The sequence below is a fragment of the Klebsiella michiganensis genome, assembly GCF_002925905.1.
Classification (GTDB): Bacteria; Pseudomonadota; Gammaproteobacteria; order Enterobacterales; family Enterobacteriaceae; genus Klebsiella; species Klebsiella michiganensis.
The window spans coordinates 104,499-130,909 of sequence record NZ_PRDB01000005.1 but is presented as its reverse complement, the minus strand read 5'-3'; the positions used below and the strand labels follow the sequence as shown (position 1 = coordinate 130,909).

29 protein-coding genes, 1 other RNA gene, 1 pseudogene and 1 other annotated feature are annotated in these 26,411 nt (G+C 51.7%); of the genes and pseudogenes, 18 read left to right on the top strand and 13 right to left on the bottom strand.

Annotation, left to right across the window (positions count from 1 at the left end; all coding sequences use genetic code 11):
• The first annotated feature begins 49 nt into the window (after nt 1-49).
• The 4 genes from bamD (at nt 50) to pheA (ending at nt 2,816) form a co-directional block, all read left to right on the top strand.
• Nucleotides 50-787, top strand: coding sequence for an outer membrane protein assembly factor BamD (bamD, locus tag CDA56_RS14165; protein ID WP_004853303.1), 738 nt, complete (start codon nt 50-52; stop codon nt 785-787).
• 271 nt (nt 788-1,058) lie between these two features.
• A complete protein-coding gene (gene raiA, locus CDA56_RS14160) occupies nt 1,059-1,394 on the top strand; it encodes a ribosome-associated translation inhibitor RaiA (RefSeq protein WP_004104616.1) in 336 nt (111 codons plus the stop codon).
• Nucleotides 1,395-1,500: 106 nt separating this feature from the next.
• Nucleotides 1,501-1,625: a sequence feature (Phe leader region), on the top strand.
• Complete coding sequence (gene pheL / locus CDA56_RS14155) at nt 1,502-1,549, top strand: pheA operon leader peptide PheL (protein ID WP_101706155.1); 48 nt, start codon at nt 1,502-1,504, stop codon at nt 1,547-1,549. (Overlaps the previous feature by 48 nt.)
• 30 nt (nt 1,626-1,655) lie before the next feature.
• A complete protein-coding gene (gene pheA, locus CDA56_RS14150) occupies nt 1,656-2,816 on the top strand; it encodes a bifunctional chorismate mutase/prephenate dehydratase (protein WP_004853306.1) in 1,161 nt (386 codons plus the stop codon).
• On the opposite strand, the gene CDA56_RS14145 is transcribed toward pheA, so the two are convergent.
• The 3 genes from CDA56_RS14145 to aroF form a co-directional block, all read right to left on the bottom strand.
• Complete coding sequence (locus tag CDA56_RS14145) at nt 2,813-3,685, bottom strand: SMP-30/gluconolactonase/LRE family protein (RefSeq protein ID WP_032751928.1); 873 nt, start codon at nt 3,683-3,685, stop codon at nt 2,813-2,815. The genes pheA and CDA56_RS14145 overlap by 4 nt on opposite strands.
• Before the next feature lie 68 nt (nt 3,686-3,753).
• Nucleotides 3,754-4,875, bottom strand: coding sequence for a bifunctional chorismate mutase/prephenate dehydrogenase (tyrA, locus tag CDA56_RS14140; RefSeq protein ID WP_102803863.1), 1,122 nt, complete (start codon nt 4,873-4,875; stop codon nt 3,754-3,756).
• Between the two features lie 9 nt (nt 4,876-4,884).
• Nucleotides 4,885-5,955, bottom strand: a complete 1,071-nt coding sequence (aroF, locus tag CDA56_RS14135; RefSeq protein WP_014226435.1) for a 3-deoxy-7-phosphoheptulonate synthase AroF — start codon at nt 5,953-5,955, stop codon at nt 4,885-4,887.
• A 344-nt stretch (nt 5,956-6,299) separates the two neighbouring features.
• Here aroF and yfiR point away from each other — a divergent pair, with 344 nt between their 5' ends.
• Genes yfiR through CDA56_RS14120 form a run of 3 tightly spaced genes read left to right on the top strand, consistent with a single transcriptional unit; the run spans nt 6,300 to nt 8,519 of the window.
• Nucleotides 6,300-6,809, top strand: a complete 510-nt coding sequence (yfiR, locus tag CDA56_RS14130; protein ID WP_004853313.1) for a regulatory sequestration protein YfiR — start codon at nt 6,300-6,302, stop codon at nt 6,807-6,809.
• Entirely contained in the window at nt 6,802-8,025 is a 1,224-nt protein-coding gene (gene dgcN, locus CDA56_RS14125) for a diguanylate cyclase DgcN/YfiN (RefSeq protein ID WP_014839238.1), read from the top strand. Before yfiR ends, dgcN begins: the two co-directional genes overlap by 8 nt.
• An 11-nt stretch (nt 8,026-8,036) precedes the next feature.
• Nucleotides 8,037-8,519 (top strand): OmpA family protein, encoded by a 483-nt coding sequence (locus CDA56_RS14120; RefSeq protein WP_014226437.1) that lies wholly within the window; start codon nt 8,037-8,039, stop codon nt 8,517-8,519.
• 4 nt (nt 8,520-8,523) lie between these two features.
• Here CDA56_RS14120 and CDA56_RS14115 read toward each other — a convergent pair whose 3' ends face one another.
• From CDA56_RS14115 to ffh, 7 genes are all read right to left on the bottom strand, one after another.
• Nucleotides 8,524-9,894, bottom strand: coding sequence for a PepSY-associated TM helix domain-containing protein (locus CDA56_RS14115; RefSeq protein WP_102803864.1), 1,371 nt, complete (start codon nt 9,892-9,894; stop codon nt 8,524-8,526).
• A gap of 53 nt (nt 9,895-9,947) precedes the next feature.
• Nucleotides 9,948-10,385, bottom strand: coding sequence for a DUF2946 domain-containing protein (locus tag CDA56_RS14110; RefSeq protein WP_064358808.1), 438 nt, complete (start codon nt 10,383-10,385; stop codon nt 9,948-9,950).
• Between the two features lie 120 nt (nt 10,386-10,505).
• Nucleotides 10,506-10,853, bottom strand: a complete 348-nt coding sequence (gene rplS / locus CDA56_RS14105) for a 50S ribosomal protein L19 (protein ID WP_004104634.1) — start codon at nt 10,851-10,853, stop codon at nt 10,506-10,508.
• 39 nt (nt 10,854-10,892) lie between these two features.
• The gene (gene trmD / locus CDA56_RS14100; RefSeq protein ID WP_004104636.1) at nt 10,893-11,660 is read right to left on the bottom strand and encodes a tRNA (guanosine(37)-N1)-methyltransferase TrmD; all 768 of its coding nucleotides are present in this window, start codon (nt 11,658-11,660) and stop codon (nt 10,893-10,895) included.
• Nucleotides 11,661-11,705: 45 nt separating this feature from the next.
• Nucleotides 11,706-12,254 (bottom strand): ribosome maturation factor RimM, encoded by a 549-nt coding sequence (rimM, locus tag CDA56_RS14095; protein ID WP_014226441.1) that lies wholly within the window; start codon nt 12,252-12,254, stop codon nt 11,706-11,708.
• Nucleotides 12,255-12,272: 18 nt separating this feature from the next.
• Nucleotides 12,273-12,521, bottom strand: a complete 249-nt coding sequence (rpsP, locus tag CDA56_RS14090; RefSeq protein WP_004123777.1) for a 30S ribosomal protein S16 — start codon at nt 12,519-12,521, stop codon at nt 12,273-12,275.
• Nucleotides 12,522-12,757: 236 nt separating this feature from the next.
• A complete protein-coding gene (gene ffh / locus CDA56_RS14085; RefSeq protein ID WP_004123779.1) occupies nt 12,758-14,125 on the bottom strand; it encodes a signal recognition particle protein in 1,368 nt (455 codons plus the stop codon).
• 164 nt (nt 14,126-14,289) lie between these two features.
• Here ffh and CDA56_RS14080 point away from each other — a divergent pair, with 164 nt between their 5' ends.
• Together CDA56_RS14080 and CDA56_RS14075 are read left to right on the top strand one after the other, a co-directional pair.
• Nucleotides 14,290-15,081, top strand: coding sequence for a cytochrome C assembly family protein (locus CDA56_RS14080; RefSeq protein WP_004853326.1), 792 nt, complete (start codon nt 14,290-14,292; stop codon nt 15,079-15,081).
• 18 nt (nt 15,082-15,099) lie between these two features.
• On the top strand, nt 15,100-16,389 hold the full coding sequence (locus CDA56_RS14075) for an HlyC/CorC family transporter (protein ID WP_014839241.1): 1,290 nt from the start codon (nt 15,100-15,102) through the stop codon (nt 16,387-16,389).
• Between the two features lie 64 nt (nt 16,390-16,453).
• Here CDA56_RS14075 and grpE read toward each other — a convergent pair whose 3' ends face one another.
• The gene (gene grpE, locus CDA56_RS14070) at nt 16,454-17,044 is read right to left on the bottom strand and encodes a nucleotide exchange factor GrpE (protein WP_004853330.1); all 591 of its coding nucleotides are present in this window, start codon (nt 17,042-17,044) and stop codon (nt 16,454-16,456) included.
• 125 nt (nt 17,045-17,169) lie between these two features.
• Here grpE and nadK point away from each other — a divergent pair, with 125 nt between their 5' ends.
• The 3 genes from nadK (at nt 17,170) to bamE (ending at nt 20,285) form a co-directional block, all read left to right on the top strand.
• Nucleotides 17,170-18,048 carry an NAD(+) kinase gene (nadK, locus tag CDA56_RS14065; protein WP_004123797.1) on the top strand — a complete coding sequence of 293 codons (879 nt, stop codon included), beginning with the start codon at nt 17,170-17,172 and terminating at the stop codon, nt 18,046-18,048.
• An 86-nt stretch (nt 18,049-18,134) separates the two neighbouring features.
• Nucleotides 18,135-19,796 carry a DNA repair protein RecN gene (gene recN, locus CDA56_RS14060; protein ID WP_032750923.1) on the top strand — a complete coding sequence of 554 codons (1,662 nt, stop codon included), beginning with the start codon at nt 18,135-18,137 and terminating at the stop codon, nt 19,794-19,796.
• A 147-nt stretch (nt 19,797-19,943) separates the two neighbouring features.
• A complete protein-coding gene (bamE, locus tag CDA56_RS14055; RefSeq protein ID WP_004123807.1) occupies nt 19,944-20,285 on the top strand; it encodes an outer membrane protein assembly factor BamE in 342 nt (113 codons plus the stop codon).
• A 66-nt stretch (nt 20,286-20,351) separates the two neighbouring features.
• On the opposite strand, the gene CDA56_RS14050 is transcribed toward bamE, so the two are convergent.
• Nucleotides 20,352-20,642, bottom strand: a complete 291-nt coding sequence (locus CDA56_RS14050; RefSeq protein ID WP_025107350.1) for an RnfH family protein — start codon at nt 20,640-20,642, stop codon at nt 20,352-20,354.
• Nucleotides 20,632-21,069: a type II toxin-antitoxin system RatA family toxin gene (locus CDA56_RS14045; RefSeq protein WP_004123817.1), complete on the bottom strand. Its 438-nt coding sequence runs from the start codon at nt 21,067-21,069 to the stop codon at nt 20,632-20,634. The genes CDA56_RS14050 and CDA56_RS14045 overlap by 11 nt, the downstream gene beginning before the upstream one ends.
• Nucleotides 21,070-21,218: 149 nt before the next feature.
• On the opposite strand from CDA56_RS14045, the gene smpB reads away from it, so the two are divergent.
• The 6 genes and pseudogenes from smpB (at nt 21,219) to CDA56_RS14020 (ending at nt 26,252) form a co-directional block, all read left to right on the top strand.
• Entirely contained in the window at nt 21,219-21,701 is a 483-nt protein-coding gene (gene smpB, locus CDA56_RS14040; protein WP_004104655.1) for an SsrA-binding protein SmpB, read from the top strand.
• Nucleotides 21,702-21,845: 144 nt separating this feature from the next.
• Nucleotides 21,846-22,209: a transfer-messenger RNA gene (gene ssrA, locus CDA56_RS14035) on the top strand.
• A gap of 193 nt (nt 22,210-22,402) precedes the next feature.
• Nucleotides 22,403-23,611, top strand: coding sequence for an integrase domain-containing protein (locus CDA56_RS14030; protein WP_064392811.1), 1,209 nt, complete (start codon nt 22,403-22,405; stop codon nt 23,609-23,611).
• A gap of 3 nt (nt 23,612-23,614) precedes the next feature.
• Nucleotides 23,615-24,720: pseudogene (locus CDA56_RS14025) on the top strand (DUF262 domain-containing protein).
• 11 nt (nt 24,721-24,731) lie between these two features.
• A complete protein-coding gene (locus CDA56_RS30720) occupies nt 24,732-25,262 on the top strand; it encodes an MAE_28990/MAE_18760 family HEPN-like nuclease (RefSeq protein ID WP_139536121.1) in 531 nt (176 codons plus the stop codon).
• A gap of 21 nt (nt 25,263-25,283) precedes the next feature.
• Nucleotides 25,284-26,252: an IS5 family transposase gene (locus CDA56_RS14020; RefSeq protein WP_023279773.1), complete on the top strand. Its 969-nt coding sequence runs from the start codon at nt 25,284-25,286 to the stop codon at nt 26,250-26,252.
• Nucleotides 26,253-26,411 lie beyond the last annotated feature (159 nt).

The window sequence follows — 26,411 nt, the reverse complement described above, 5'->3', positions numbered from 1 at the left end:
CAGGAACAGAGATTCTCCCGCATAAACATTTTGAGGAAGTCAAAACGTCATGACGCGCATGAAATACCTGGTGGCAGCAGCCACACTGAGCCTGGCTTTGGTGGGTTGCTCTGGCTCAAAGGAGGAGGTGCCCGATAATCCGCCGAATGAGATCTACGCGACCGCTCAGCAAAAGCTGCAGGACGGTAACTGGAAACAGGCAATAACGCAACTGGAAGCGTTGGATAACCGTTATCCCTTTGGACCTTATTCCCAACAGGTACAGTTGGATCTGATTTATGCGTACTACAAAAACGCCGATCTGCCGTTGGCTCAGGCAGCTATCGATCGCTTTGTGCGCCTGAACCCTACCCATCCTAACATTGATTACGTCATTTATATGCGTGGTCTGACAAATATGGCGTTGGATGACAGTGCGCTGCAGGGCTTCTTCGGTGTCGATCGTTCTGACCGCGATCCACAACACGCGCGCGATGCCTTTAACGACTTCTCCAAACTGGTTCGTGGCTATCCTAACAGCCAGTACGCTACTGACGCCTACAAGCGTATGGTGTTCCTGAAAGATCGTCTGGCGAAGTACGAGCTGTCGGTCGTGGATTACTATACCGATCGTGGCGCATGGGTTGCGGTCGTTAACCGCGTAGACGGCATGCTGCGTAACTATCCGGATACGCAGGCCACCCGCGACGCGCTTCCGAAAATGGAAAACGCCTACCGTCAGATGCAGATGAACGCGCAGGCGGACAAGGTTGCGAAAATCATCGCGGCTAACAGCAAGAACACCTGATAGCCCTTAGATAAGCAAAACGGCAGCCGAGTGGCTGCCGTTTTTTTATTCGTTAAATCGTTAAGCTGAAGCGGTTTAGCGCCGAGTTAACTCATCAAATATGGCTCTCTTTCTTCCATTCCACAAGTAAAATCTCACCTGTTCCTGTCCTGTCTCACAAAACAGATTTGTTGACAAAAAGTGACAATAAAATGTGATTTAAATCACGCATTTTGACATTGGGCGAGGTATGCTGAGTTTACCAAGACGGGAAAGACAAGAGGTAAAATTTATGACAATGAACATTACCAGTAAACAAATGGAAATTACTCCGGCAATCCGCCAGCACGTCGCAGACCGTCTCGCCAAACTGGATAAATGGCAAACCCACTTAATTAACCCGCACATCATCCTCTCTAAGGAGCCGCAGGGTTTTGTCGCTGACGCAACCATCAATACGCCAAACGGGCACCTGGTCGCCAGCGCACGGCACGAAGACATGTATGCCGCAATTAACGAATTGATCAACAAGCTGGAACGGCAGCTCAATAAAGTGCAACACAAAGGGGAAGCCCGCCGCGCCGCAACGTCGGTGAAAGAGGCAGGCTTTGTGGAAGAAGAAGAGTAATCCTTAACTTAAGCTTGTGTCATGCCACGCGCCTTCGGGCGCGTTTTTTATTGACAGAGTGAAAACAGTACAGGTACTGTAATCCCCACTAACTCAAGGAATTCATCGTGAAACTGATCCCGTTTTTCTTCGCATTCTTTTTTACCTTCCCCTGAATGGGAGGCAATTCGTCGTGTGATAAAGAATGCGAAGACGAACAACAAGGCCTCCCAAACGGGAGGCCTTTTTTATTGATAATCAATAACAAGAAAGGCAACACATATGACCGAGGAAAACCCATTACTGGCCCTACGCGATAAGATCAGCGCTCTGGATGAGAAACTGCTTGCGCTGCTGGCTGAGCGCCGCGGCCTGGCCGTCGAGGTCGGCAAAGCCAAGCTGGCATCGCACCGGCCGGTGCGGGATATCGACCGCGAGCGGGACCTGCTGGAACGCCTGATGACGCTGGGGAAAAAACACCATCTTGATGCCCATTACATCACGCGCCTGTTCCAGCTGATCATTGAAGACTCGGTCCTTACCCAACAAACGCTGCTGCAACAGCACCTGAATAAAATTAATCCGCACTCCGCGCGGGTGGCATTCCTCGGACCTAAAGGTTCATATTCGCACCTTGCGGCTCGTCAGTATGCCGCCCGCCACTTTGAACAGTTTATCGAAAGCGGCTGCGCGAAGTTCGCCGATATCTTTGAGCAAGTGGAGACCGGCCAGGCTGACTATGCCGTCGTTCCTATTGAAAATACCAGTTCCGGCGGCATCAATGATGTTTACGATCTTCTGCAGCACACCAGCTTATCCATCGTGGGCGAGCTGACGCTGCCTATCGATCACTGCGTGCTGGTCTCAACGTCCACCGATGCGCAACAGATTACGACGGTCTACAGCCATCCGCAGCCGTTTCAGCAGTGCAGCCAGTATCTGAGCCGCTATCCGCACTGGAACATTGAATATACCGACAGCACCTCCTCAGCGATGGAAAAAGTCGCTCAGGCTAAATCGCCGACCGTTGCCGCCCTGGGCAGCGAAGCAGGCGGAGCGCTGCACGGTTTGCAGGTCCTGGAACATTGTCAGGCGAACCAGACGCAAAACATCACCCGCTTCCTGGTTCTGGCGCGTAAAGCGGTGGAAGTCTCCGATCAGGTCCCCGCGAAAACCACGCTGTTGATGGCCACCGGCCAGCAAGCCGGGGCCCTGGTAGAAGCGCTGCTGGTGCTGCGAAACCATAATCTGATCATGACCAAGCTGGAATCACGCCCCATTCACGGTAATCCGTGGGAAGAGATGTTTTATCTGGATATCCAGGCCAACCTGGAATCACTGCCAATGCGCAAGGCATTAAAAGAGCTGGCCGAGATAACGCGTTCAATGAAAGTGCTGGGCTGCTATGCCAGCGAAAACGTGGTACCGGTCGACCCGGTTTAACGTTCGATAAACGGCAATTTCTTCATCCCTGCCACGGCAACTGGCAGGGTGAAGATCGCACCGGAAAGCGGATATTTCGCCACTTCTTCGGCATCCATATTCTCCCGCGTGGTGGTAATGTAGAGCGTCTTCATATCCGCTCCGCCAAAACAGACCATCGTCGGGCAACGCACCGGTAGACGATGCTCCTCCAGCTGCTCGCCCGTCGGCGAGAAGCGCGCAATACGCCAGCCGTCAAACATCGCGCTCCAGTAGCAACCTTCAGCATCGATGGCCGCGCCGTCTGGAATCCCCTCTCCCGGCTGAAAGCGCAGGAAGACCTCACGTTTACCCGCCTCGCCCCGCTCATCGAGAGGTGTTCGATAGATAACGGCATTTGGCGTATCCGAGGTATACATCCAACGTTTGTCTTCGCTAAACGCCAGACCGTTAGCGCCGTGAATATCGCACTGGATAACCTGCGGGGAGAGATCGTTATCGATGCGCACTAAGAGCGCGCCATTAAAATCTCCCGGCCCCCAGAAAGTCCCGGCATAAAAGCGGCCGTCACGATCGGTTCCACCATCATTAAAGCGCGCTAATTGCGGGTTGCTGGGGTTATCGCAGACTTTGCGCTGTAGAAGACCATGCGCATCAGTGAGCCAGATACCGCTGCGTAAAGCGACGATAAAACCGCCCTTCTCGCGCAGGGCAAAACAGCCGGGCTCCTCGGGAAATTGCAGAACCTGATGTTCACCTGTCTGCACGTCGTAGCGATGAATCTCGCATTCCATAATATCGGCCCAGTACAATGCCTGTTCGGCTTCGCTCCAGGTCGGACATTCCGGTAAATGCCCGGTGTAATCAAACAGCGGTTGTGGTTCAGCCATCGTTTTCATCCCTATAAAAAAAGCCAGCGGGTCACCCCTCTGGCTTTATTGTATACGTGTTTGACGACTTACTGCCGATTATCATTTGCCTGGCGCAGCAACGTCCGGCTTTCGCTCTGGAAGCGCTGGGCATAGTCACCGAACCAGTGCTCAACCTTACGGAAGCTATCGATGAACGCCTGTTTATCCCCCTGCTCCAGCAGGCCGATAGCTTCACCGAAGCGCTGGTAGTATCGCTTAATCAGCGCCAGATTATTTTCCGAGGACATAATAATGTCAGCATAGAGCTGCGGATCCTGGGCAAACAGCCGGCCAACCATCGCCAGTTCCAGACGATAAATAGGCGACGACAGCGCTAGAAGTTGCTCAAGACGCACATTCTCTTCGGCCAAGTGCAGGCCGTAAGCGAAGGTCGCAAAGTGGCGCAACGCCTGAATAAAGGCCATATTCTGATCGTGCTCGACGGCGCTGATACGATGGAGCCGCGCGCCCCAGACCTGAATTTGCTCCAGGAACCACTGATACGCTTCGGGCTGGCGGCCATCGCAGTACACCACCACCTGCTTCGCCAGGCTGCCGCTGTCCGGCCCAAACATGGGGTGTAACCCCAATACCGGACCTTTGTGCGCGGCCAGCATCGCCTGCAGCGGTTCCGCTTTTACCGAGGCCAAATCGACCAGGATGCAGTCCGCCGGCAGCGGTGGCAGCTGAGCAATCGTTGCCGCCGTGATATGAATCGGCACGCTGACGATAACCATACCGGCATCGGCGACAATCTCTTCCGCCCGCGACCAGTCGTCTTTTTCAAGGATACGAACCCGATATCCGGAAAGCGTCAGCATTTTCTCAAACAGACGCCCCATTTGCCCGCCGCCGCCAACAATCACGACCGGACGCAGGTTCGGATAAAGCGTTTTAAAACCTTTATCGTTTTCGCTGGAATAAGACTCCCGCATGACGCGACGCAAAACATCTTCGATAAGATCCGGCGGGACCCCAAGCGCAGCAGCCTCCTCGCGCCGGGACGCCAGCATCGCCGATTCACGTTCAGGAACGTAAATGGGCAGGCCGTATTGGCTTTTAACCTCTCCGACTTCCGCTACCAGCTCCAGGCGCTTAGCCAGCAGTTCCAGCAGCGCCTTATCGACTTCATCAATTTGATCGCGCAATGCGGTCAGTTCAGCAACCATATCATCCTCTTACGCCAGACGAGCCGCCAGATGGCCTCGCAGATCCTTATCAAGTTCGCGGAGCAGTGCATCGGTGGTTTCCCAACTAATGCAGGCATCGGTCACTGAGACGCCGTATTTCATATCGCAACGCGGCTGCTCAGAGGACTGGTTACCTTCGTGGATATTGCTCTCAATCATCAGACCAATAATGGAACGGTTACCATCTTTAATCTGCGCGACCACGGATTCCGCAACCGCAGGCTGACGGCGGTAGTCTTTATTAGAATTCCCATGGCTGCAATCTACCATCAGCGATGGCTTCAGTCCCGCCTGAGTCATCTCTTTTTCACACTTCGCAACATCTTCCGGGCCGTAGTTTGGCGCTTTCCCGCCGCGTAGAATGACGTGACCATTCGGGTTGCCCTGCGTTTGCAGCAGGCACACCTGTCCGGCCTGGTTGATGCCGACGAAACGGTGCGGCATCGCGGCAGCGCGCATTGCGTTAATTGCCGTGGCAAGGCTACCATCGGTGCCGTTTTTAAACCCTACCGGCATCGACAGGCCAGAAGCCATCTCACGGTGAGTCTGGGATTCGGTCGTACGTGCGCCGATAGCAGACCAGCTAAACAGATCGCCGAGATACTGAGGACTGTTTGGATCCAACGCTTCCGTCGCCAACGGTAGCCCCATATTGACCAGTTCAACCAGCAGACGGCGCGCAATCTTCAGGCCGCCTTCCACATCAAACGAACCATCCATATGCGGATCGTTAATCAGCCCTTTCCAGCCAACGGTGGTGCGGGGTTTTTCAAAATAGACGCGCATGACCAGATAGAGGCTATCGCTGACCTCTTCGGCAAGGGCTTTAAAACGACGAGCGTACTCAATGGCGGTTTCAGGATCGTGGATCGAACAAGGGCCACATACCACCAGCAGACGCGGATCGCGGCCGGCGATGATGTTGGAGATGGTCTGGCGAGACTGCGCGATCTGCGCCTCCTGCTCAACGCTCAGAGGGAATTCAGCCTTCAACTGATCCGGAGTGATCAAAACCTGTTCGTCGGTAATGTGTACGTTGTTCAGCGCGTCTTTTTGCATGATTGCGATCCTGTATAGCTCGTTTGCGATAGTTATTGCCTCAGCGAGGATGACGTAACGATACCACACAGAGTAAAGATTTCAATCCATATTACGTAAATTTTACTTTACACACGGAAGTTAAATCGCGCTGCATTTCACTCAATGCGTATCAAATTATTTACAGTGAGTCATTAAACGCCAGTTTTTCCCTGCTTCCACGAATTTCTTTTACGAAAAATCCTGGTAAGAATTATCTCAAAGCGGCGAGGCTGGCTAATGACGATTTTCCTCAACAATGCTATTCTTCGCCCGGGTTTCAGCAATCTGCATCCCCCACGCTATGACAATCTGACGGAACCGTAATGACTGTTCTTCACCGTCTCTTTTTGACTTTAGTACTATCACTCGTGGGTATCTCTGCTGTTGCCTCCGGACCGTCTGAAAATGTTCGGACAATCGTTTCGGGGATCGTGACTTATACTCGCTGGCCGCAATTATCCGGTCCTCCAAGGCTCTGTATTTTTTCAACATCACGATATATCCATAGCCTGGCCGAAGACGCTCCGGAAATATTGCCTTATAAACCCGTGATTGTTCGTAATACACAAGAAGCCTTACAGACGACCTGCGATGGTTTTTATTTTGGCAGTGAATCGCCGACCCAACAGTCTGAATTTACGGCCAAATATGGAAACCGGCCCCTATTACTTATTGCGGAACAAAACACCGATTGCTCTATTGGCAGCGCTTTTTGCCTGCTCATCAACAATGAGAGAGTCAGATTTTCCGTAAATCTGGATGTACTGACGCACAGCGGCGTTCGGGTTAATCCCGAGGTGCTGATGCTTGCCCGGAAAACATCACATGAATAAGGATTTTTCTCAGGCCCCGCGCCCCACATTTAAAAGAGCGCTGCGCCGTATCAGCATGATAAGCGTGGTGATCTCTATGACACTGGTCTGGCTGTTACTCTGCACCGCTTCCATATTTACACTCAAGCAATACGCCCAAAAAAACCTGGAACTTACCGCCGCCACCATGGGCCGTAGCCTGGAAGCAGCGCTCGTTTTTGGCGATAGCGCAGCGGCTGAAGACACGCTGGCCACGCTGGGCAGACAGGGGCAATTTTCTCAAGCAATTCTGGTCGATGGCCGGCAAAGACCCTTCGCCTCATGGCATAACGATGGTCTGGTCAGTCAGGATAAAATCAGCGACGTCATCAGCAAATGGCTCTTCCCGAAACCCACGGTGCAAACTATCCTGCACCAGGGAAAAATTATCGGTGAACTCCGTCTGACCGCGCTGGACAGATTGATAAGCTATTTTCTTGGTATCTCTATTATTGTGCTCACCGGCAGCATTTTTCTGGCTTCCTGCATCGCCTTGCTCCTTACCCACTCGCTGCATCGCGGCATTGTGGCAGCGTTACAGAGCATTACCGAGGTGGTACATGACATCCGCGAAAATCGCCATTTCTCCCGCCGGGTGCCCGAAGAGCGCATTGAAGAATTCCACCTGTTCGCCCAGGACTTCAATAGCCTGCTGGGTGAAATGGAGGACTGGCAGCGGCAGCTTCAGGCTAAAAACGCCCAGCTCCTGCGCAGTTCATTACACGACCCGCTAACCGGGCTGGCTAACAGAGCGGCTTTCCGGAATGTCATTAATGATCTGATGAAGGATGAAACCGCCCAAAGTCATTCTGCGCTGTTATTTCTTGATGGCGATAACTTCAAGCTTATTAACGACAACTGGGGCCACGCAGCCGGCGATAAAGTGTTAATTGAGGTCGCGAGCCGCCTGATGGCCTTTGTCGGTAAACAGCATCAGGCATGGCGTCTCGGCGGCGATGAATTTGCCGTTCTGCTACGGGATGTTCATTCAGAAACCGAAGTTCGGGCACTGTGCAGCGCGTTGTCCGAACAGTTTATCCCACCGTTTAATCTACACAATGGCCACACCGCCAGCCTGTCACTGAGCATTGGTTACGCTTTAACCTGGGAACATACCTCAGCGGAAAATCTGCAAGAGCTTGCCGATCAAAATATGTATCGGATGAAACACCAGCGCTTACAGCAAACGCAAAAATAAAAGGAATCACCATGATCGGAAAATATTTTGCTCCTGCTTTACTGGCCGCACTTTTTCTTAGCGGCTGCCAGGCTCCGCAAGGAAAATTCTCGGCAGAACAAATTGCAGCAATGAAGTCATATGGCTTTACTGAAACCAACGGCGACTGGTTATTAGGAATATCTGATACCATCCTGTTTGATAAAAACGACTATCATCTGCGTGCCGAAAGCAAACAGCAAATTCGCACAATGGCTTCACGTCTGGCGAGTACCGGTATTACCCATAGTCGCCTTGAAGGTCATACTGATAATTACGGCGAAGACAGCTACAACGAAATGCTATCGCTTAAGCGGGCTAACAGCGTGGCGGATGCCTGGGCCGAAGGGGCGAATATTCCGCGCGCAAACTTGACCACTCGCGGACTCGGGAAAAAGTATCCTATAGCCAGCAACGATACCGCGAAAGGGCGCGCTGAAAACCGCCGCGTCACGGTGGTTATCAGCACGCCTTAAACACCTATTCGACTGGTTTAGCCGCTATCACCGCCGTTGCTGAGCGCCAGCGCAGATAATCAACGGCGAGACATAGCGCGAGACTGCTCCCCATGAGCGGCAGCGCCAGGCCCAACAACACCGCAATAACGGCAGTCAGCAAACGAGCGGGCCACGCTAAGCCAAACCACGCCTGTATCAACGTATTGGCCGGGTTAAACGCCGCGCGCGCCGGGCGACGGATCCACCACAGCCGGTACCCCACCGCTATCATCACGCAGAGTGCGGTTCCGAACGCGATAAGCAGTAGCTGGTTAGCAAGACCGAACAAAATTCCCATATGGAAATCAACGCCCCAGCGGGTCAGCTTAGCCATGAGCGGAAAGTCGGAAAAATGAGTGCGGTCCACGATTTGCATCGTTGCACCATCGATCGCGACAGCATCAACCCGGGTTGGCCAGCTTCTGTCGATTTCATTTACCGTCCACGCGCGCCCGGCACCCGACGGCGGTCGAATCTCCAGCTTGCCGGCATCCAGCCCCGCCGCGCGGGCAGCCAGCAGAACCGGGTCAAAATCCTCTACGCGCAACTGCGCCGTCATCTCCCCCATCGCTCCATGTCCCACATGATGTTCGGCATGCGGATCGTGAGCGGCCGGAGCGGCACTTTCCAGCTGGGTATTCACCTGCGGCGTCAGCCAGCCAAAGGCGGCACGCATCCTATCGACGTGACTACCGGCCCATTGCGACCAGGTTAAACCGGTCGCAGAGAATAACAACATACCGACCAGCAGCACCCAGCCGAGAGAAACGTGCAGGCGGCGGTTATTCTGCACGCTGTTATTTATGCGACGACGCGGCCGGGTCATCGACCACAGCGCGATCCCGCCCAGAGCGGCAACCCACATCCAGGAGGCTGCCAGCTCGCTGTACAGTCGGCCGAAGTTACCCAGCAGCAAAGAGCGATGGGCATAATCAATCCACTGACGCAGGGGCAAAATACCGCTGGTGCCGTAAACCGGCATATCGCCTGTCACCCGTAGCGTCACCGGATCGACAAAAATTGCCCGCGTTTCCGACTCGCCAAGGGTCGGGTCAATAAACATCACTCGGGTCGTATCGCCAGCCACTATCCCCGGCCGAACCGCATGCAGGCGGAGGTTTCCCTGAATGGCCTCCGTCGCTACGGTAATTTGCGCGCTTAGCGGCTGTTTTTCTCCAGTCAACGTACCGTACAGAGCATCACGATAGAGCCAGTTTTCCAGCTGAGGGGTGGCGACATATAGCGTACCGGTCAGGGCCGCCACAAAAATAAACGGCCCGATAAACAATCCGATATAGAAATGAAGACGACGCAGCAGGTTCAGCCATGCCGCGCGCGAGGTGCAGGTAGTCATACTTTTCCTTTTTTAAAGCAAAAGAGAACGTTGCGCAGTGCGCACATTATTTTTTATGTAAGGGAGAAAGCAGACGGACGCGGTGGCGCGCGGGTGTGGGGATAAAGCCAGGTAAAGTCATGCCAGCGTTTCCTCTCCGGGCGGGAAACCGGGGCTCGCTGGCGTCGAAGCATCAGGCTGAGCAGCAGCACCAGCGCGAAAATCAGTCCCGGAACATGAGCTAACAGTACGCAGTAGCCACAGGCTTCAGCATGATCGAGCGGCACGCTGTGCGCGTGTTCCGGCATCGAGGCATCGGTATACGTCATGGACATCTGATGTGATGGCATACCTTCCGGCATCCCCATCATTGCGTGGTGCATGCCATTCATCGGATCTTTTTGCAGGGAGATGGAGATCAACGGCGCCACCACGATCAGCAGGATCGCAAACAGCGCCAGCCATACGGCCCGCCGTTGTAATGCTGAGTGATGAAAAATATTGCTGACCACCGTCCCTCCCCATGAGGGGCGTATTGTAAATGATTCGCAATGGAATGGTTAAAATAAAGATAAAAAAAGGGCCAGCCCATCAGGCCAGCCCTCTCATTCAGGATGTCGCGAAAGCGAATCTTAGTTAAGACGCTCTTTGATACGAGCAGACTTACCGGTACGCTCACGCAGGTAGTACAGTTTAGCTTTACGCACAGCACCACGACGTTTGACAGAAATGCTGTCAACTACCGGAGAGTGAGTCTGGAAGACACGCTCAACGCCTTCGCCGTTGGAAATTTTGCGAACAGTGAATGCAGAGTGCAGACCGCGGTTACGAATAGCGATAACCACGCCCTCGAATGCCTGCAGACGTTTTTTGGAACCTTCAACAACCCATACTTTCACTTCCACGGTATCACCCGGACGGAAGGAAGGTACGTCCTGCTTCATCTGTTCTTGTTCAAGTTGCTTAATAATGTTGCTCATAATTTAATCTCTTATCCTGGGTAAACTGATATTGGGGGCTTACGCCATCCCATCATGTTTATGTTGCTGTTGCGCGAGTTCCTTTTTGAACTCTGCCAGCAACCTTGCTTGCTCTTCAGTCAGAGCCAGGTTTTCCAAAAGTTCAGGTCTTCTAAGCCAGGTACGGCCCAGCGACTGCTTCAGACGCCAGCGACGTATCTCAGCATGGTTTCCCGACAGCAATACCGGCGGTACTTCCATACCTTCTAACACTTCAGGACGCGTATAGTGCGGGCAATCCAGCAATCCTTCAGCAAACGAATCTTCGATTGCTGAAGCTTCATGGCCCAGCACCCCCGGAATAAACCGGGAAACGGAGTCAATCAGCGTCATTGCCGGTAGCTCACCACCGCTGAGAACGTAATCGCCAATTGACCATTCTTCATCAATCTCGGTCTGAATTACGCGCTCATCTACGCCTTCATAGCGACCGCACACCAAAATCAGCTTCTGATTTGTTGCCAGTTCGCTGACGCCCGCTTGATCAAGCTTGCGTCCCTGAGGTGAAAGATAAATCACCTTTGCGCCTTCACCTGCCGCGGCTTTTGCTGCATGAATGGCATCCCGTAAAGGTTGCACCATCATTAACATCCCCGGTCCGCCGCCGTAAGGACGATCGTCCACGGTACGGTGCCGGTCATGAGCGAAATCGCGAGGACTCCAGCTCTGGATGCTCAGCAGGCCATTTTTTACTGCCCGGCCAGTTACCCCGTAATCGGTAATTGCGCGGAACATTTCAGGAAACAGGCTAACGATACCTATAAACACAAGCCAATCCCCATAGTGCCGTTTTTTACCGTTTATTCGGAGAATTTAAAAACCAGGATCCCAGTCTACTTCGATGGTACGAGTAGCGAGATCGACTTTCTTGATAACCTGCCCATCGAGGAACGGAACCAGCCGCTCCTTGATACCAAATGCATCTTTCAGGTTTGCCTTGATGACGAGAACGTCATTAGACCCGGTTTCCATCATGTCGATGACTTTGCCGAGGCTATAGCCTTCCGTGGTCACTACCTGGCAGCCCATCAGGTCTTTCCAGTAGTAGTCACCCTCTTCAAGCGCAGGCAGCTGCGATGAATCCACGACAATTTCGCAATTAGTCAACAGATTCGCTGCATCGCGATCGTCAATGCCTTTCAGCTTAATGACGATATCCTGATTGTGGTGGCGCCAGCTTTCCAGCTCAACAACCTGCCACTGACCCGCCTTCTGGATAAACCAGGGCTGATAGTCAAAAATGCTTTCGGCGTCTTCGGTGGAGGAAAACACTCTGAGCCAACCACGGATACCGTAGGAAGAACCCATCTTGCCCAATACAATCGGTTCAACAGGTGCTTGTGCGGTGTGTTGCTTGCTCATCATGACCACCGTGACAGATTAAGCTGCTTTGTTAGCGGCTTTGATCAGCGCAGCTACGCGATCGGAAACAGTAGCGCCCAGGCCAACCCAGTGAGCGATACGATCCAGATCCAGACGAGTTCCTTCTTCGGTCGCAGAAGCGATCGGGTTGAAGAAACCAACGCGCTCAATGAAGCGACCGTTGCGTGCATTACGGCTGTCGGTAACAACAACCTGGTAGAACGGACGCTTTTTCGCGCCGTGACGTGCTAAACGAATAGTAACCATAACATCCTCTTGTGTGAATAAAACACCGGGCCCCATCGAGGAACGGAGCCCGGTGTCATATTAAAAGCCCGAAAATTTTACTGATTTCTGGGGAAATTGCAATCAGCAGTTATAAACTCTGCTGTGGAAGGGCGACTCCGGTACCCTTAAATTGGGTACCGGAGTATAAGTCATAGCCAGAATGCGCCAACCATGTGTCAGAAAAGAAGCGCGCCCCGGCAGAAATGGCGACCAGCCTATCGGCCTCCGGGGAACCCTGGCGGCATCATTCCTTTCATTCCGCGCATCATCTTCATCATGCCGCCTTTCGACTTCATCTTCTTCATCATGCGCTGCATATCGTCAAACTGCTTGAGCAGACGGTTCACATCCTGCACCTGCATTCCGCAGCCTGCGGCGATGCGGCGTTTGCGCGAACCTTTAATAATTTCCGGTTTAGCGCGCTCTTTCAGCGTCATCGAGTTGATGATGGCTTCCATACGCACCAGAACTTTATCATCCATCTGCGATTTAACGTTGTCCGGTATCTGCCCCATGCCCGGCAGCTTGCCCATCAGGCTGGCCATACCGCCCATGTTTTTCATCTGCCGCAGCTGTTCAAGGAAATCGGTCAGGTCAAAACCGTCGCCTTTTTTCAGCTTAGAGGCCAGCTTTTCAGCCTGCGCGCGGTCGACCTTACTTTCGATATCTTCGATCAACGACAGGACGTCGCCCATGCCGAGAATACGGGAAGCGATACGATCCGGATGGAACGGCTCCAGCGCTTCGGTTTTCTCGCCAACGCCGAGGAACTTAATCGGCTTGCCGGTGATATGACGAATCGACAGCGCCGCACCGCCGCGGGCGTCGCCGTCCACTTTGGTCAGCACGACCCCGGTCAGCGGCAGGGCTTCGTTAAAGGCCTTCGCCGTGTTCGCCGCATCCTGGCCGGTCATCGCATCGACAACAAACAGGGTTTCTACTGGATTGAGAGACGCATGGACCTGCTTAATCTCATCCATCATCGCTTCATCAACGTGCAGACGACCGGCGGTATCCACCAGCAGCACGTCGTAGAATTTGAGCTTCGCTTCTTTCAGCGCGGCATTAACGATATCAACCGGCTTCTGACCCACGTCAGACGGGAAGAAATCAACGCTAACCTGCTCGGCCAGCGTTTCCAGCTGTTTGATCGCCGCAGGGCGATAGACGTCAGCGGAAACGACAAGGACTTTCTTCTTGTGCTTTTCACGCAGGAATTTACCCAGCTTAGCGACGCTGGTGGTTTTACCCGCCCCCTGCAAACCGGCCATCAGCACCACGGCTGGCGGCTGCGCCGCTAAATCCAGCGCCTGGTTCTCTTCGCCCATCGCGGCAACCAGTTCGTTGCGCACGATTTTGACGAACTCCTGGCCCGGGGTCAGGCTTTTGTTGACTTCATGACCTACCGCGCTTTCTTTTACACGGTTGATGAAATCACGTACCACAGGCAGAGCAACGTCCGCCTCCAGCAGCGCCATACGCACTTCGCGCAGGGTATCTTTAATATTGTCTTCAGTAAGGCGTCCGCGGCCGCTAATGTTGCGCAGCGTACGCGACAAACGATCGGTTAAATTATCAAACATTGTCTCTCGCCTGAGGTGGAAACTGTCGGTCGCCGCAGCGACACAAAAACGGAATGGGCGCAGTATAACACGACATAAACGCGAATGTGCTGCAACGGTTGGAGCCAGAGTCGCGTGACGCTATACTGCTTCTCTTTACTATTTAGTCAACAGTCGACACCCCTATGCCTGTTTTTGCTCTACTCGCCCTTGTCGCCTACTCCATCAGCCTCGCGCTGATCGTCCCTGGCCTGCTGCAAAAAAACAGCAGCTGGCGGCGGATGGCGATTCTTTCCGCAACTATTGCGTTGATTTGTCACGCCTTCGCGCTGGAGTCACGCATTTTTCCCGGCGGCGAAAGCGGGCAAAATCTCAGTCTATTAAACGTGGGATCGCTGGTCAGCCTGATGATCTGTACGGTGATGACCATCGTCGCCTCGCGTAATCGCGGCTGGCTATTGCTACCCATTGTCTACACCTTCGCCTTAATCAACCTCGCGTTCGCTACCTTTATGCCGAACGAGTACATCACGCATCTGGAAACCACGCCGGGGATGCTGGTCCATATCGGCCTGTCGCTCTTCTCTTATGCTACGCTGATTATCGCTGCGCTTTACGCGCTGCAGCTGGCGTGGATTGACTATCAGCTGAAGAATAAAAAGTTGACCTTCAGTAGCGAAATGCCGCCGCTGATGAGCATTGAACGTAAAATGTTTCATATCACCCAGATAGGCGTGGTTCTGTTAACCCTGACGCTGTGTACCGGGCTGTTTTACATGCACAACCTATTTAGTGCGGAAAACATTGATAAAGCAGTGCTGTCTATCGTTGCGTGGTTCGTTTATATCGTCCTGCTTTGGGGCCACTATCATGAAGGGTGGCGCGGACGCCGGGTCGTCTGGTTTAACGTGACTGGCGCGGGGCTGCTGACGCTGGCCTACTTTGGTAGCCGCGTATTGCAACAGTTCATGAGCTAAGTCTTTAAGGAATCCCAAGTGGAACATATCTCCACCACCACGCTGATCGTGACGCTGATCGTCATGGTGGTCATCTCCGCCTATTTCTCCGGTTCTGAAACCGGCATGATGACGCTGAACCGCTATCGCCTGCGTCATATGGCCAAGCAGGGCAATCGTCAGGCAAAACGTGTCGAAAAGCTGCTGCGCAAACCTGACCGTCTCATTAGTCTGGTCCTTATTGGCAATAACCTCGTCAACATTCTTGCCTCGGCGCTGGGCACCATTGTCGGTATGCGCCTGTACGGGGATGCCGGCGTCGCCATTGCCACCGGCGTCCTGACGTTTGTGGTGCTGGTGTTTGCCGAAGTGCTGCCAAAAACCATTGCCGCGCTCTACCCGGAAAAGGTCGCCTATCCCAGCAGCCTGCTGCTCGCGCCGCTGCAAATCCTGATGATGCCGCTGGTGTGGTTGCTCAACACCATTACTCGCATTCTGATGCGCATGATGGGTATAAAAACCGATATCGTCGTGAGCGGGGCCTTAAGCAAGGATGAACTGCGCACTATCGTTAATGAATCACGCTCGCAAATCTCCCGCCGCAATCAGGACATGCTGCTCTCCGTTCTGGACCTCGAGAAAGTCAGCGTTGACGACATCATGGTCCCGCGCAACGATATTGTCGGTATCAATATTAACGATGACTGGAAATCCATTGTCCGCCAGCTGACCCACTCTCCGCACGGACGCATTGTGCTGTACCGCGACACGCTGGACGATGCCATCAGCATGCTGCGGGTTCGCGAAGCTTATCGCCTGATGACGGAGAAAAAAGAGTTCACGAAAGAAGTCATGCTGCGCGCCGCCGATGAAATTTACTTCGTGCCGGAAGGTACGCCGCTCAGTACGCAACTGGTGAAATTCCAGCGCAATAAGAAGAAAGTGGGCCTGGTTGTTGATGAATATGGAGACATTCAGGGTCTGGTCACGGTTGAGGATATCCTCGAAGAGATCGTTGGCGATTTTACGACGTCAATGTCGCCTACGCTTGCTGAAGAGGTGACGCCGCTTAACGATGGTTCAGTGATTATCGACGGTACCGCCAACGTACGTGAAATCAACAAGGCTTTTAACTGGCATCTGCCGGAAGATGAAGCGCGAACCATTAACGGTATTATCCTGGAAGCACTTGAAGAGATCCCCGCCCCGGGCACCCGCGTACGCATCGAACAGTATGACATTGATATTCTTGATGTTCAGGAGAATATGATTAAAAGGGTGAAAGTGATGCCGGTAAAACCCATTCGCGAAAGCGTGGCCGAGTCATAGCAACCCTGGGACCTGGCTGAGGGGAATAGAAAAACGGCTACCTCGCGGTAGCCGTTTCGCTTATTTACTTCGCTTTCGCCACGGTGACCATCGCCGCGCGAATAGTACGGCCGTTCAGGGTATAACCCTTTTGCATCACGCCCAGAACGTTACCTGCCGCAACGTCTTCAGACTCAACCATCGCAATGGCCTGATGTACGTTCGGATCCAGCGGCACGTTAGTATCGCCAATCACTTCCACGCCGAACTTGCGCACCACGTCGAGCATGGACTTCAGCGTCAGTTCGATGCCTTCAACCATCGGCGCCATATCCGGGTTAGCTTTATCAGCGACTTCCAGCGCGCGATCCAGGCTGTCGATGACCGGCAGCAGCTCGTTAACGAACTTCTCCAGCGCAAACTTATGCGCTTTTTCGATATCCAGCTCGGTGCGGCGGCGCAGGTTATCTTCATCGGCTTTCGCACGCAGCAATACTTCACGTTCGCGCTTCTGCGCTTCAGCAAGCTGAGCTTCCAGATTCGCAATTTTTTCATCGCGCGGATCCACCTGCTCAGCCGAAACCTCAGGCTCTACCGCCTCAACGTCGTCGTGCTGCTCCGTGATAATTTCTTCCGGGGCTTGCCCCTCAGGCGTTTTCTGTTCTTTACTACTCATGAATTTCTCCGCGTTTTTTTTCGCATTCATCTCGCTAACTTCGCTTATTATGGGGATCAGTTTCCTGGTTTCAAGGGAACGCAGCCAGATTGTCACTATTCATTTAACGCAAGGACATCCAGATCATGAAGAACCACTTCAAGTGTATAGGCATTGTGGGACACCCTCGTCACCCAACCGCGCTGACCACACATGAAATGCTCTGGCGCTGGCTGTCCGGCAAAGGTTATGAAGTGCTGGTTGAGCAGCAAATTGCTCATGAACTGCAGCTCAGCAATGTGAAGACCGGGACGCTGGCGGAAATCGGCCAGCAGGCAGACCTGGCCGTCGTGGTGGGCGGTGATGGCAATATGCTCGGCGCAGCGCGGACGCTGGCCCGCTACGACATTAACGTTATTGGGATTAACCGCGGTAACCTCGGTTTTCTGACCGACCTCGACCCGGATAACGCGCTACAGCAGCTCGCCGATGTCCTCGAAGGCCACTATATCGCCGAAAAACGCTTCCTGCTGGAAGCGCAGGTATGTCAGCAGGATTGCCAGAAGCGCATCAGCACGGCGATTAACGAAGTCGTCCTGCACCCTGGCAAAGTGGCGCATATGATCGAGTTTGAAGTCTACATTGATGAGGTGTTTGCTTTCTCTCAGCGCTCCGATGGCCTGATTATCTCCACGCCAACCGGCTCCACGGCTTATTCCCTCTCCGCCGGCGGGCCGATCCTCACGCCTTCGCTGGATGCTATCACTCTGGTCCCCATGTTCCCGCATACGCTGTCGGCACGCCCGCTGGTGATCAACGGTGACAGCACGATTCGCCTGCGCTTTTCTCAACGCTGTAGCGACCTCGAGATTAGCTGCGATAGCCAGATAGCGCTGCCGATTCAGGATGGTGAAGATGTGCTGATCCGCCGCTGTGACTATCACCTCAATCTCATTCATCCAAAAGATTACAGCTATTTCAATACATTAAGCACCAAGCTTGGCTGGTCGAAAAAATTGTTCTGATTTTATAGCCAGCCCCTTTACTGGATAAAAAACCATATTATACTGTACGAAAACACAGTAATGGTTTTTCATACAGGAAGGCAGCTATGTTGGCACAACTCACTATCAGTCATTTTGCTATCGTTCGTGAGCTGGAAATCGATTTTCACAGCGGGATGACCGCCATTACCGGCGAGACCGGCGCCGGTAAATCGATCGCTATCGACGCGCTGGGGCTGTGCCTCGGTGGTCGGGCGGAAGCCGACATGGTGCGCAGAGGCGCCAGCCGGGCTGATTTGTGCGCCCGTTTCTCCCTGAAGGACACGCCTGCCGCGCAGCGCTGGCTGGAACAGAACCAGCTTGAAAGCGGGCGTGAGTGTTTACTTCGTCGCGTCATCAGCGCAGACGGCCGTTCTCGCGGGTTTATTAACGGTACGGCAGTCCCTTTATCCCAGCTTCGTGAGCTCGGTCAGCTGCTAATCCAGATCCACGGCCAACATGCCCACCAGTTACTGACTAAACCCGAACACCAGAAAACGCTGCTTGATGGCTATACCGGTGAGTATGCGCTTACTCAGCTCATGGCAGAGCGCTATCGTCAGTGGCATAAAAGCTGTCGCGATCTGGCGCAGCATCAGCAGCAAAGCCAGGAGCGCGCAGCGCGTGCAGACCTGCTGCAATATCAATTAAAAGAGCTAAATGAGTTCAACCCGCTGGCGGGCGAATTTGAGCAAATTGATGAAGAGTACAAACGCCTTGCTAACAGCGGTCAGCTGCTGACTACCTGCCAGCATGCGCTGACGGTGCTGGCAGACGGCGAAGAATCCAACCTGCAAAGCCAACTCTACGCCGCGAAGCAGCTGGTCAGCGAGCTGGTTGGTATGGACAGTAAGCTCTCCGGGGTACTCGATATGCTCGAAGAAGCGTCTATTCAGCTTAGCGAAGCCACGGACGAACTGCGCCATTATCATGACCGACTCGATCTCGATCCGAACCGCCTGTTTGAGCTGGAACAGCGTATCTCCCGGCAAATTGCCCTCGCGCGGAAGCATCAAATTACGCCCGAAGAGCTTCCTGACCTTTACCAGTCACTGCTGGAAGAACAGCGTATGCTGGATGATAGCGCGGGTTCTCTGGAATCACTCAGCCAGAGGGTTGTGGAGCATCATCAGCTGGCGCTGGATACAGCGAAACAGCTGCATGCCTTACGCCAAAATAGCGCCGATGAGCTGACTCAGCTCATTACGGAGAGTATGCACTCACTTTCGATGCCGCATGGGGTGTTCTCCATTGATGTCGCGTTTGATGAGCGCCATCTTACGGCTGAAGGCGCAGACCATATCGAATTCCGCGTCACCACTAACCCGGGTCAACCGCTGCAGCCGATTGCTAAAGTTGCCTCCGGCGGCGAGCTGTCTCGTATTGCGCTGGCGATTCAGGTCATCACCGCGCGTAAGATGGAAACTCCGGCGCTGATTTTCGATGAAGTGGACGTCGGCATCAGCGGCCCTACGGCGGCGGTCGTCGGTAAGCTGCTGCGTCAATTGGGTGAATCAACCCAGGTGATGTGCGTTACCCACTTACCGCAGGTTGCCGGTTGCGGACATCACCATTTCTTCGTCTGCAAGGAAACCGACGGTGAAATGACCGAGACGCATATGCACCCTCTGGATAAACGCGCTCGTTTGCAGGAACTGGCCCGACTGCTGGGCGGTAGTGAAGTCACTCGTAACACCCTGGCAAACGCGAAAGAGTTGCTCGCCGCGTAAACTTTTTGATTTTCACAGAGTCATAGTGAACAGCAAATTGCCGACAGACCTGCAGCCGAAGGTTCCCAACCGGGCAAAGGTCTATTATCATCGGCATATTACAGATGAGCCACGTACTGCTCGGGCCCAAAAAGGAATCAAATCACTATGCGCTGTAAAATGCTGACTGCTGCCGCAGCGGTTCTTCTTATGTTGACCGCAGGCTGTTCCACTCTGGAACGAGTGGTTTACCGTCCTGACATCAACCAGGGTAACTATCTGGCACCAACCGATGTAGCAAAAATCCGCGTCGGCATGACGCAACAACAGGTTGCCTATGCTCTTGGTACCCCGATGATGTCGGATCCGTTTGGCACCAATACCTGGTTCTACGTTTTCCGTCAGCAGCCTGGGCATGAGAAAGTTACCCAGCAGACGCTTACCCTGACCTTCAACAGCAGCGGTGTGCTGACCAACATTGATAACAAACCTGCCCTGACGGCGGAGTAAAGCTATCAATACGCAAAAAGCGCTCAATGAGCGCTTTTTTTATATCTGCATCTTCGTGCGAAACGGTTACTTTCCGGCGCTTTTCTCTGCCCGCTGGCGACGCAGCTCTTTTGGGTCAGCAATCAGCGGCCGATAGATTTCTACCCGATCGCCATCGTGGACCCGATCGTGAAGCTTAGCCGGGCGGCTATAAATCCCCACTTTGTTCTTCGTCAGATCGATATCATCACGCAGCGCCAGAAGGCCGCTGGCCACGATCGCCTGCTCGACCGTCGCGCCCTCCTCCAGCTTAACGCTTTGCAGATACTGCTTTTCCGGCAATGCGTAGGCCACTTCAACCACGATTTTAGCCGACACTGTAGACCTCTTTAGCGCGGGTCGTGAACGCCTGCACCATATTCATGGCCAGCTCTTTGAAAATGCGACCAAAGGCCATTTCAATCAGCTTATTAGTGAATTCAAAATCGAGATGGAACTCAATTTTGCACGCTTCCGGGCTTAAGGGAATAAACTTCCAGCCGCCAATCAGCTTTTTGAACGGACCATCGACCAGACTCATCAGAATACTTTGGTTACTGGTCAGCGTATTTCGCGTTGTGAAGGTCTTGCTGATACCCGCTTTGGAGACGTCAACCGCCGCGGTCATTTGCGTCGGACCGAGCTCCAGAACCCGGCTACCGGTGCAGCCCGGCAGAAAATCAGGGTAGGACTTCACATCATTTACCAGTTGGTACATCTGTTCCGCACTGAACGGCACCAGGGCGGTACGGCTAATCTGAGGCATAGCAGGTTCCACATATAAACACGGTGTAAATAATATCATTTATCTGCTGCTAAAAAAAACGCTGTACCGCAACTCGTGCTAAGATAGCCCATTACGCCTCGCGGGAAGATTGAGGTACGACTGTTTTAAGACGATGACTTCAGGATACTATGACTAAGAAAAAAGCCCACAAACCTGGATCAGCCACCATTGCGCTGAATAAACGCGCTCGTCATGAATACTTTATCGAAGATGAATACGAGGCTGGTCTTGCCCTGCAGGGATGGGAAGTAAAATCTCTCCGCGCAGGTAAAGCCAACATTGGCGATAGCTATGTCATTTTAAAAGATGGCGAAGCCTATCTGTTTGGCGCCAACTTTACGCCAATGGCCGTTGCTTCCACTCATTACGTTTGCGACCCGACGCGTACCCGTAAGCTTCTGCTCAACCAGCGCGAACTGGATACCCTGTACGGGCGCATCAACCGCGAAGGTTACACCGTGGTTGCTCTTTCTCTGTACTGGAAGAATGCCTGGTGCAAAGTCAAAATCGGCGTAGCGAAAGGTAAGAAACAGCACGACAAGCGTACCGATATCAAAGACCGCGAGTGGGCGGTAGATAAAGCCCGAATTATGAAACACGCCGGTCGTTAATTCCCCTTCCTGTCAGGGTCAGTTTTGCTGGCCCTGATGCTATATCGTTGTTGATGCTGATTTTTCACCCAACCTGACGCCATAATCCTCAAAACGAGGACTGGTAAGCACATTCATAAATCTGTTATACTCACCGTACACATTGGGGCTGATTCTGGATTCGACGGGATTTGCGAAACCCAAGGTGCATGCCGAGGGGCGGTTGGCCTCGTAAAAAGCCGCAAAAAAATAGTCGCAAACGACGAAAACTACGCTTTAGCAGCTTAATAACCTGCTCTGAGCCCTCTCTCCCTAGCTTCCGCTCTTAAGACGGGGATCAAAGAGAGGTCAAACCCAAAAGAGATCGCGTGGAAGCCCTGCCTGGGGTTGAAGCGTTAAAACTAATCAGGCTAGTCTGGTAGTGGCGTGTCCGTCCGCAGGTGCCAGGCGAATGTAAAGACAGACTAAGCATGTAGTACCGAGGATGTAGGAATTTCGGACGCGGGTTCAACTCCCGCCAGCTCCACCAAAATTCTCCATCGGTGATTACCAGAGTCATCCGATGAAGTCCTGAGAGCCCGCATGGCACAAGCCCTGCGGGCTTTTTTGTGTCTGTCGTTGTCCGAGAACATCCGGCTAAATCCGGTGATTATTGGTATACGTTTAGGTATACGCTAAAATGTACGCCAATTACGTATACCAATAAACGGACGATCCCTTACATGGCGCGGACTACACGCCCCCTCACCAACACTGAAGTACAAAAAACCAGAGCACTCGAGAAAGACCTTACGCTGCATGACGGAGACGGGCTCTTTCTTCTAGTAAAAGCTAATGGCAAAAAGCAATGGCGCTTCCGTTATCAGCGACCAGCAACGAAACAGCGTACCATGATGGGGCTAGGCCCCTACCCAGCCCTGTCACTTGCCGACGCTCGAGCAATTCGTGCAGATTACCTTTCCATGTTGGCTACGGGCGTTGATCCGCAAACCAAGGCCGAGCAAGCAGCAGAACAGCACCAAATCGCTTTAGACAGCATTTTCTTAACCGTCGCGGCCAATTGGTATGCCCTTAAGCGAACAAGCGTAACCGAGGATTATGCGAAAGATATCTGGCGTTCTTTGGATAAAGATATTTTTCCAAGCATCGGAGGCATCCCAGTTCAGGAAATCAAAGCTCGAACACTGATTGAAGCATTAGAACCAATTAAAGCGCGCGGTGCGTTGGAAACCGTTCGCCGTTTGATACAACGCATCAACGAAATTATGACATTTGCGGTTAATACTGGTCTGATTGATGCAAACCCGGCATTGGGAATCGGCATGGCCTTTGAAAGGCCTAAAAAGCAAAACATGCCGACGCTACGACCAGAAGAGCTACCAAAATTGATGCGTTCACTGGTAATGTCAAATCTGTCTGTTTCGACTCGTTGCCTGATTGAATGGCAACTCTTGACTCTTGTTCGCCCTTCTGAAGCTTCGGGTGCCCGATGGGCAGAGATCAATCTCAACTCAAAACTCTGGACGATTCCAGCCGAACGGATGAAGGCAAAACGGGAGCACATTGTCCCTTTATCACCTCAGGCATTAGATATTTTGGAGGTAATGAAACCTATCAGTGCTCATCGTGAACATGTTTTTCCAAGTGGGAATGATCCAAAGCAACCGATGAATAGTCAAACAGCTAATGCAGCATTAAAGCGCATTGGTTATGGTGGAAAGCTGGTTGCTCATGGGTTAAGGTCAATAGCGAGCACAGCTCTGAATGAGGCAGGATTTAACTCAGATGTTGTTGAGTCATCCCTTGCTCATACGGATAAAAATGAAGTTAGGAGAGCTTACAATAGAGCAACATACTTAGAAAAAAGAATCGAACTTATGGCTTGGTGGGGTTTAAAAGTTTACTCTACTACAACTATCATTAAGGAATAATTCATGAGCTTAGAAGACGAAGTAAACGAATCGAAGAAACAGATCATTTCCGATGGATATGATATGTCTGTTGGTGAAATAATGAATCTTTACAGAGACAATGAATTAATTATATCTCCAGACTATCAAAGACTATTTCGCTGGGAACTTTCGCAAAAAACCCGATTTATTGAATCGTTATTATTAGGCATTCCTATCCCCCTATTTTCGTTCATCAGGATGAAGATGGCGTATGGGAGCTTATTGATGGCTTACAACGTGTCTCTACTATATTAGAATTTTCAGGGTTGCTGCGAGATAGCGTAGATAAATCACTCCTTCCTAGCTCTACATTAAGTGGAACACAATTCCTCCCAAGCCTTTCCAATAAGAAATGGAATGATCCAGATAATGCTGATAATGAAATAGGTAAACCCCTTCAACTTGAAATAAAAAGAGCCAGGTTGAGAGTTGAAATTTTAAGGAAAGGTAGCGATCCATATGCAAAATATGAATTATTTCAACGGTTAAATACTGGCGGTGCAAACCTTTCAGAGCAAGAGGTTAGGAATTGTATTGCCGTAATGCTTAATCCTGAATTATATAAATGGCTTAAGAGATGCTCCGAGTTTCCTGCCTTTGTAAGCACTGTAAATCAAACACAAGAAGCCATCGAGCGGCAAGCAAATATGGAACTCGCATTAAAATTCTTCGCATATAAGCACTTCCCTTATACGCCTGGAATGGATGTCCATGAACACTTAGATTCTGCATTAGTTGAAATGTGCAAGTCTCAAATTGATCTTGTAGCAGAAGAGCATATTTTCCAAAACATATTCACACTTCTTCATGATGTTTTAGAGGAAAGAGCCTTTAAAAAATGGGACGGGCAATCATTTAAAGGGAAATTTTTAATTTCTCTATTCGAAACTATAACAAATGGCCTTCAAACTAATTATGATGCCATAATGTCAATGCAGCCCAATGCGACAAGAAATGACTTCATCACTCAAAAGATTAAAGATCTTTGGCAAACACATGAATTTACTAACAACTCTGGTGCAGGTGTAAGAGGTACAACTAGGTTAACCAATCTATTGCCTTTCGCATCAGAATACTTTAGGCCGTAAGGTATTATGCTATGAGCAAAATTAGAACTCTTGAGGGCTTCCAGGATTATGTTGATACAGAGATGGCTTGGCGAATCAAGGAGATAGCTCATCTTACAGCTTCTATTGACCGTAGCTTATCATTAGCTCAAAGAACAATAATTAGAGCCTCGATCCCACTATTGTATGCTCATTGGGAGGGTTTTGTTAAAAATACAGCCAGTAAGTACATCGAGTATATCTCCAACCTCAGACTTAATTACTCTGAACTAGAAGAGTGTTTAATAGTATTAGGTATGCGTAAAAAACTTTTTGAAATAGCCAGTACTAATAAGCATGACATTATTTCCGAATCTTTAAAGTTCATACTCTCCGGACAAAAAGAAAGAGCCATCCTTAACTTTGAATCAGCAATACAAACGGAATCCAATCTAAAGTCACATGTCTTTGATAACATTGCAAAAAGTATTGGAGTATCCGTTCATCACTTCAATACAAAATACAATTTTATTGATGAAAGTCTCTTAAAGAGAAGAAATTGCATAGCACATGGGCTTTGTTGAATAAATCGAACTTTTGCTGAGTTGAAGGATCAGATCACGCATCTTCCCGACAACGCAGACCGTTCCGTGGCAAAGCAAAAGTTCAAAATCACCAACTGGCCCACCTACAATAAAGCCCTCATCAACCGTGGCTCCATAACTTTCTGGCTGGATGATGAAGCTATTCAGGCCTGGTATGAGTCGGCAACGCCTTCATCACGGGGAAGACCTCAGCGCTATTCTGATCTCGCCATCACCACCGTTCTGGTCATTAAACGCGTGTTCAGGTTGACCCTGCGGGCTGCACAGGGTTTTATTGATTCCATTTTTACACTGATGAATGTTCCGTTGCGCTGCCCGGATTACACCAGTGTCAGCAAGCGCGCAAAGTCGGTTAATGTCAGTTTCAAAACGTTCACCCGGGGTGAAATCGCGCATCTGGTGATTGATTCCACCGGGCTGAAGGTCTTTGGTGAAGGCGAATGGAAAGTCAAAAAACACGGCAAAGAACGCCGTCGTATATGGCGAAAGTTGCATCTGGCAGTTGACAGCAACACACATGAAATCATCTGTGCAGACCTGTCGCTGAACAATGTGACGGACTCAGAAGCCTTCCCGGGTCTTATCCGGCAGACTCACAGAAAAATCAGGGCAGCATCGGCAGACGGCGCTTACGACACCCGGCTCTGTCATGATGAACTGCGGCGTAAGAAAATCAGCGCGCTTATCCCACCCCGAAAAGGCGCGGGTTACTGGCCCGGTGAATATGCAGACCGTAACCGTGCAGTGGCTAATCAGCGAATGACCGGGAGTAATGCGCGGTGGAAATGGACAACAGATTACAACCGTCGCTCGATAGCGGAAACGGCGATGTACCGGGTAAAACAGCTGTTCGGGGGTTCACTGACGCTGCGTGACTACGATGGTCAGGTTGCGGAGGCTATGGCCCTGGTACGAGCGCTGAACAAAATGACGAAAGCAGGTATGCCTGAAAGCGTGCGTATTGCCTGAAAACACAACCCGCTACGGGGGAGACTTACCCGAAATCTGATTTATTCAACAAAGCCTAGCACATGGTGAATACTTAGACATAGATGCTAACGAATGGCGAAATTTATCACAAGAGACTCTAACTCTTATGCGAACTTTTAAAAATGAGGTACTTAATAA

Coding starts and splice junctions, on each gene's coding strand:
- bamD (WP_004853303.1), top strand. CDS start 50: ATGACGCGCATGAAATACCTGGTGGCAGCAGCCACACTGAGCCTGGCT.
- raiA (WP_004104616.1), top strand. CDS start 1,059: ATGACAATGAACATTACCAGTAAACAAATGGAAATTACTCCGGCAATC.
- pheA (WP_004853306.1), top strand. CDS start 1,656: ATGACCGAGGAAAACCCATTACTGGCCCTACGCGATAAGATCAGCGCT.
- CDA56_RS14145 (WP_032751928.1), bottom strand. CDS start 3,685: ATGGCTGAACCACAACCGCTGTTTGATTACACCGGGCATTTACCGGAA.
- tyrA (WP_102803863.1), bottom strand. CDS start 4,875: ATGGTTGCTGAACTGACCGCATTGCGCGATCAAATTGATGAAGTCGAT.
- aroF (WP_014226435.1), bottom strand. CDS start 5,955: ATGCAAAAAGACGCGCTGAACAACGTACACATTACCGACGAACAGGTT.
- yfiR (WP_004853313.1), top strand. CDS start 6,300: ATGACTGTTCTTCACCGTCTCTTTTTGACTTTAGTACTATCACTCGTG.
- dgcN (WP_014839238.1), top strand. CDS start 6,802: ATGAATAAGGATTTTTCTCAGGCCCCGCGCCCCACATTTAAAAGAGCG.
- CDA56_RS14120 (WP_014226437.1), top strand. CDS start 8,037: ATGATCGGAAAATATTTTGCTCCTGCTTTACTGGCCGCACTTTTTCTT.
- CDA56_RS14115 (WP_102803864.1), bottom strand. CDS start 9,894: ATGACTACCTGCACCTCGCGCGCGGCATGGCTGAACCTGCTGCGTCGT.
- rplS (WP_004104634.1), bottom strand. CDS start 10,853: ATGAGCAACATTATTAAGCAACTTGAACAAGAACAGATGAAGCAGGAC.
- rimM (WP_014226441.1), bottom strand. CDS start 12,254: ATGAGCAAGCAACACACCGCACAAGCACCTGTTGAACCGATTGTATTG.
- rpsP (WP_004123777.1), bottom strand. CDS start 12,521: ATGGTTACTATTCGTTTAGCACGTCACGGCGCGAAAAAGCGTCCGTTC.
- ffh (WP_004123779.1), bottom strand. CDS start 14,125: ATGTTTGATAATTTAACCGATCGTTTGTCGCGTACGCTGCGCAACATT.
- CDA56_RS14080 (WP_004853326.1), top strand. CDS start 14,290: ATGCCTGTTTTTGCTCTACTCGCCCTTGTCGCCTACTCCATCAGCCTC.
- grpE (WP_004853330.1), bottom strand. CDS start 17,044: ATGAGTAGTAAAGAACAGAAAACGCCTGAGGGGCAAGCCCCGGAAGAA.
- nadK (WP_004123797.1), top strand. CDS start 17,170: ATGAAGAACCACTTCAAGTGTATAGGCATTGTGGGACACCCTCGTCAC.
- recN (WP_032750923.1), top strand. CDS start 18,135: ATGTTGGCACAACTCACTATCAGTCATTTTGCTATCGTTCGTGAGCTG.
- bamE (WP_004123807.1), top strand. CDS start 19,944: ATGCGCTGTAAAATGCTGACTGCTGCCGCAGCGGTTCTTCTTATGTTG.
- CDA56_RS14045 (WP_004123817.1), bottom strand. CDS start 21,069: ATGCCTCAGATTAGCCGTACCGCCCTGGTGCCGTTCAGTGCGGAACAG.
- smpB (WP_004104655.1), top strand. CDS start 21,219: ATGACTAAGAAAAAAGCCCACAAACCTGGATCAGCCACCATTGCGCTG.
- CDA56_RS14030 (WP_064392811.1), top strand. CDS start 22,403: ATGGCGCGGACTACACGCCCCCTCACCAACACTGAAGTACAAAAAACC.
- CDA56_RS30720 (WP_139536121.1), top strand. CDS start 24,732: ATGAGCAAAATTAGAACTCTTGAGGGCTTCCAGGATTATGTTGATACA.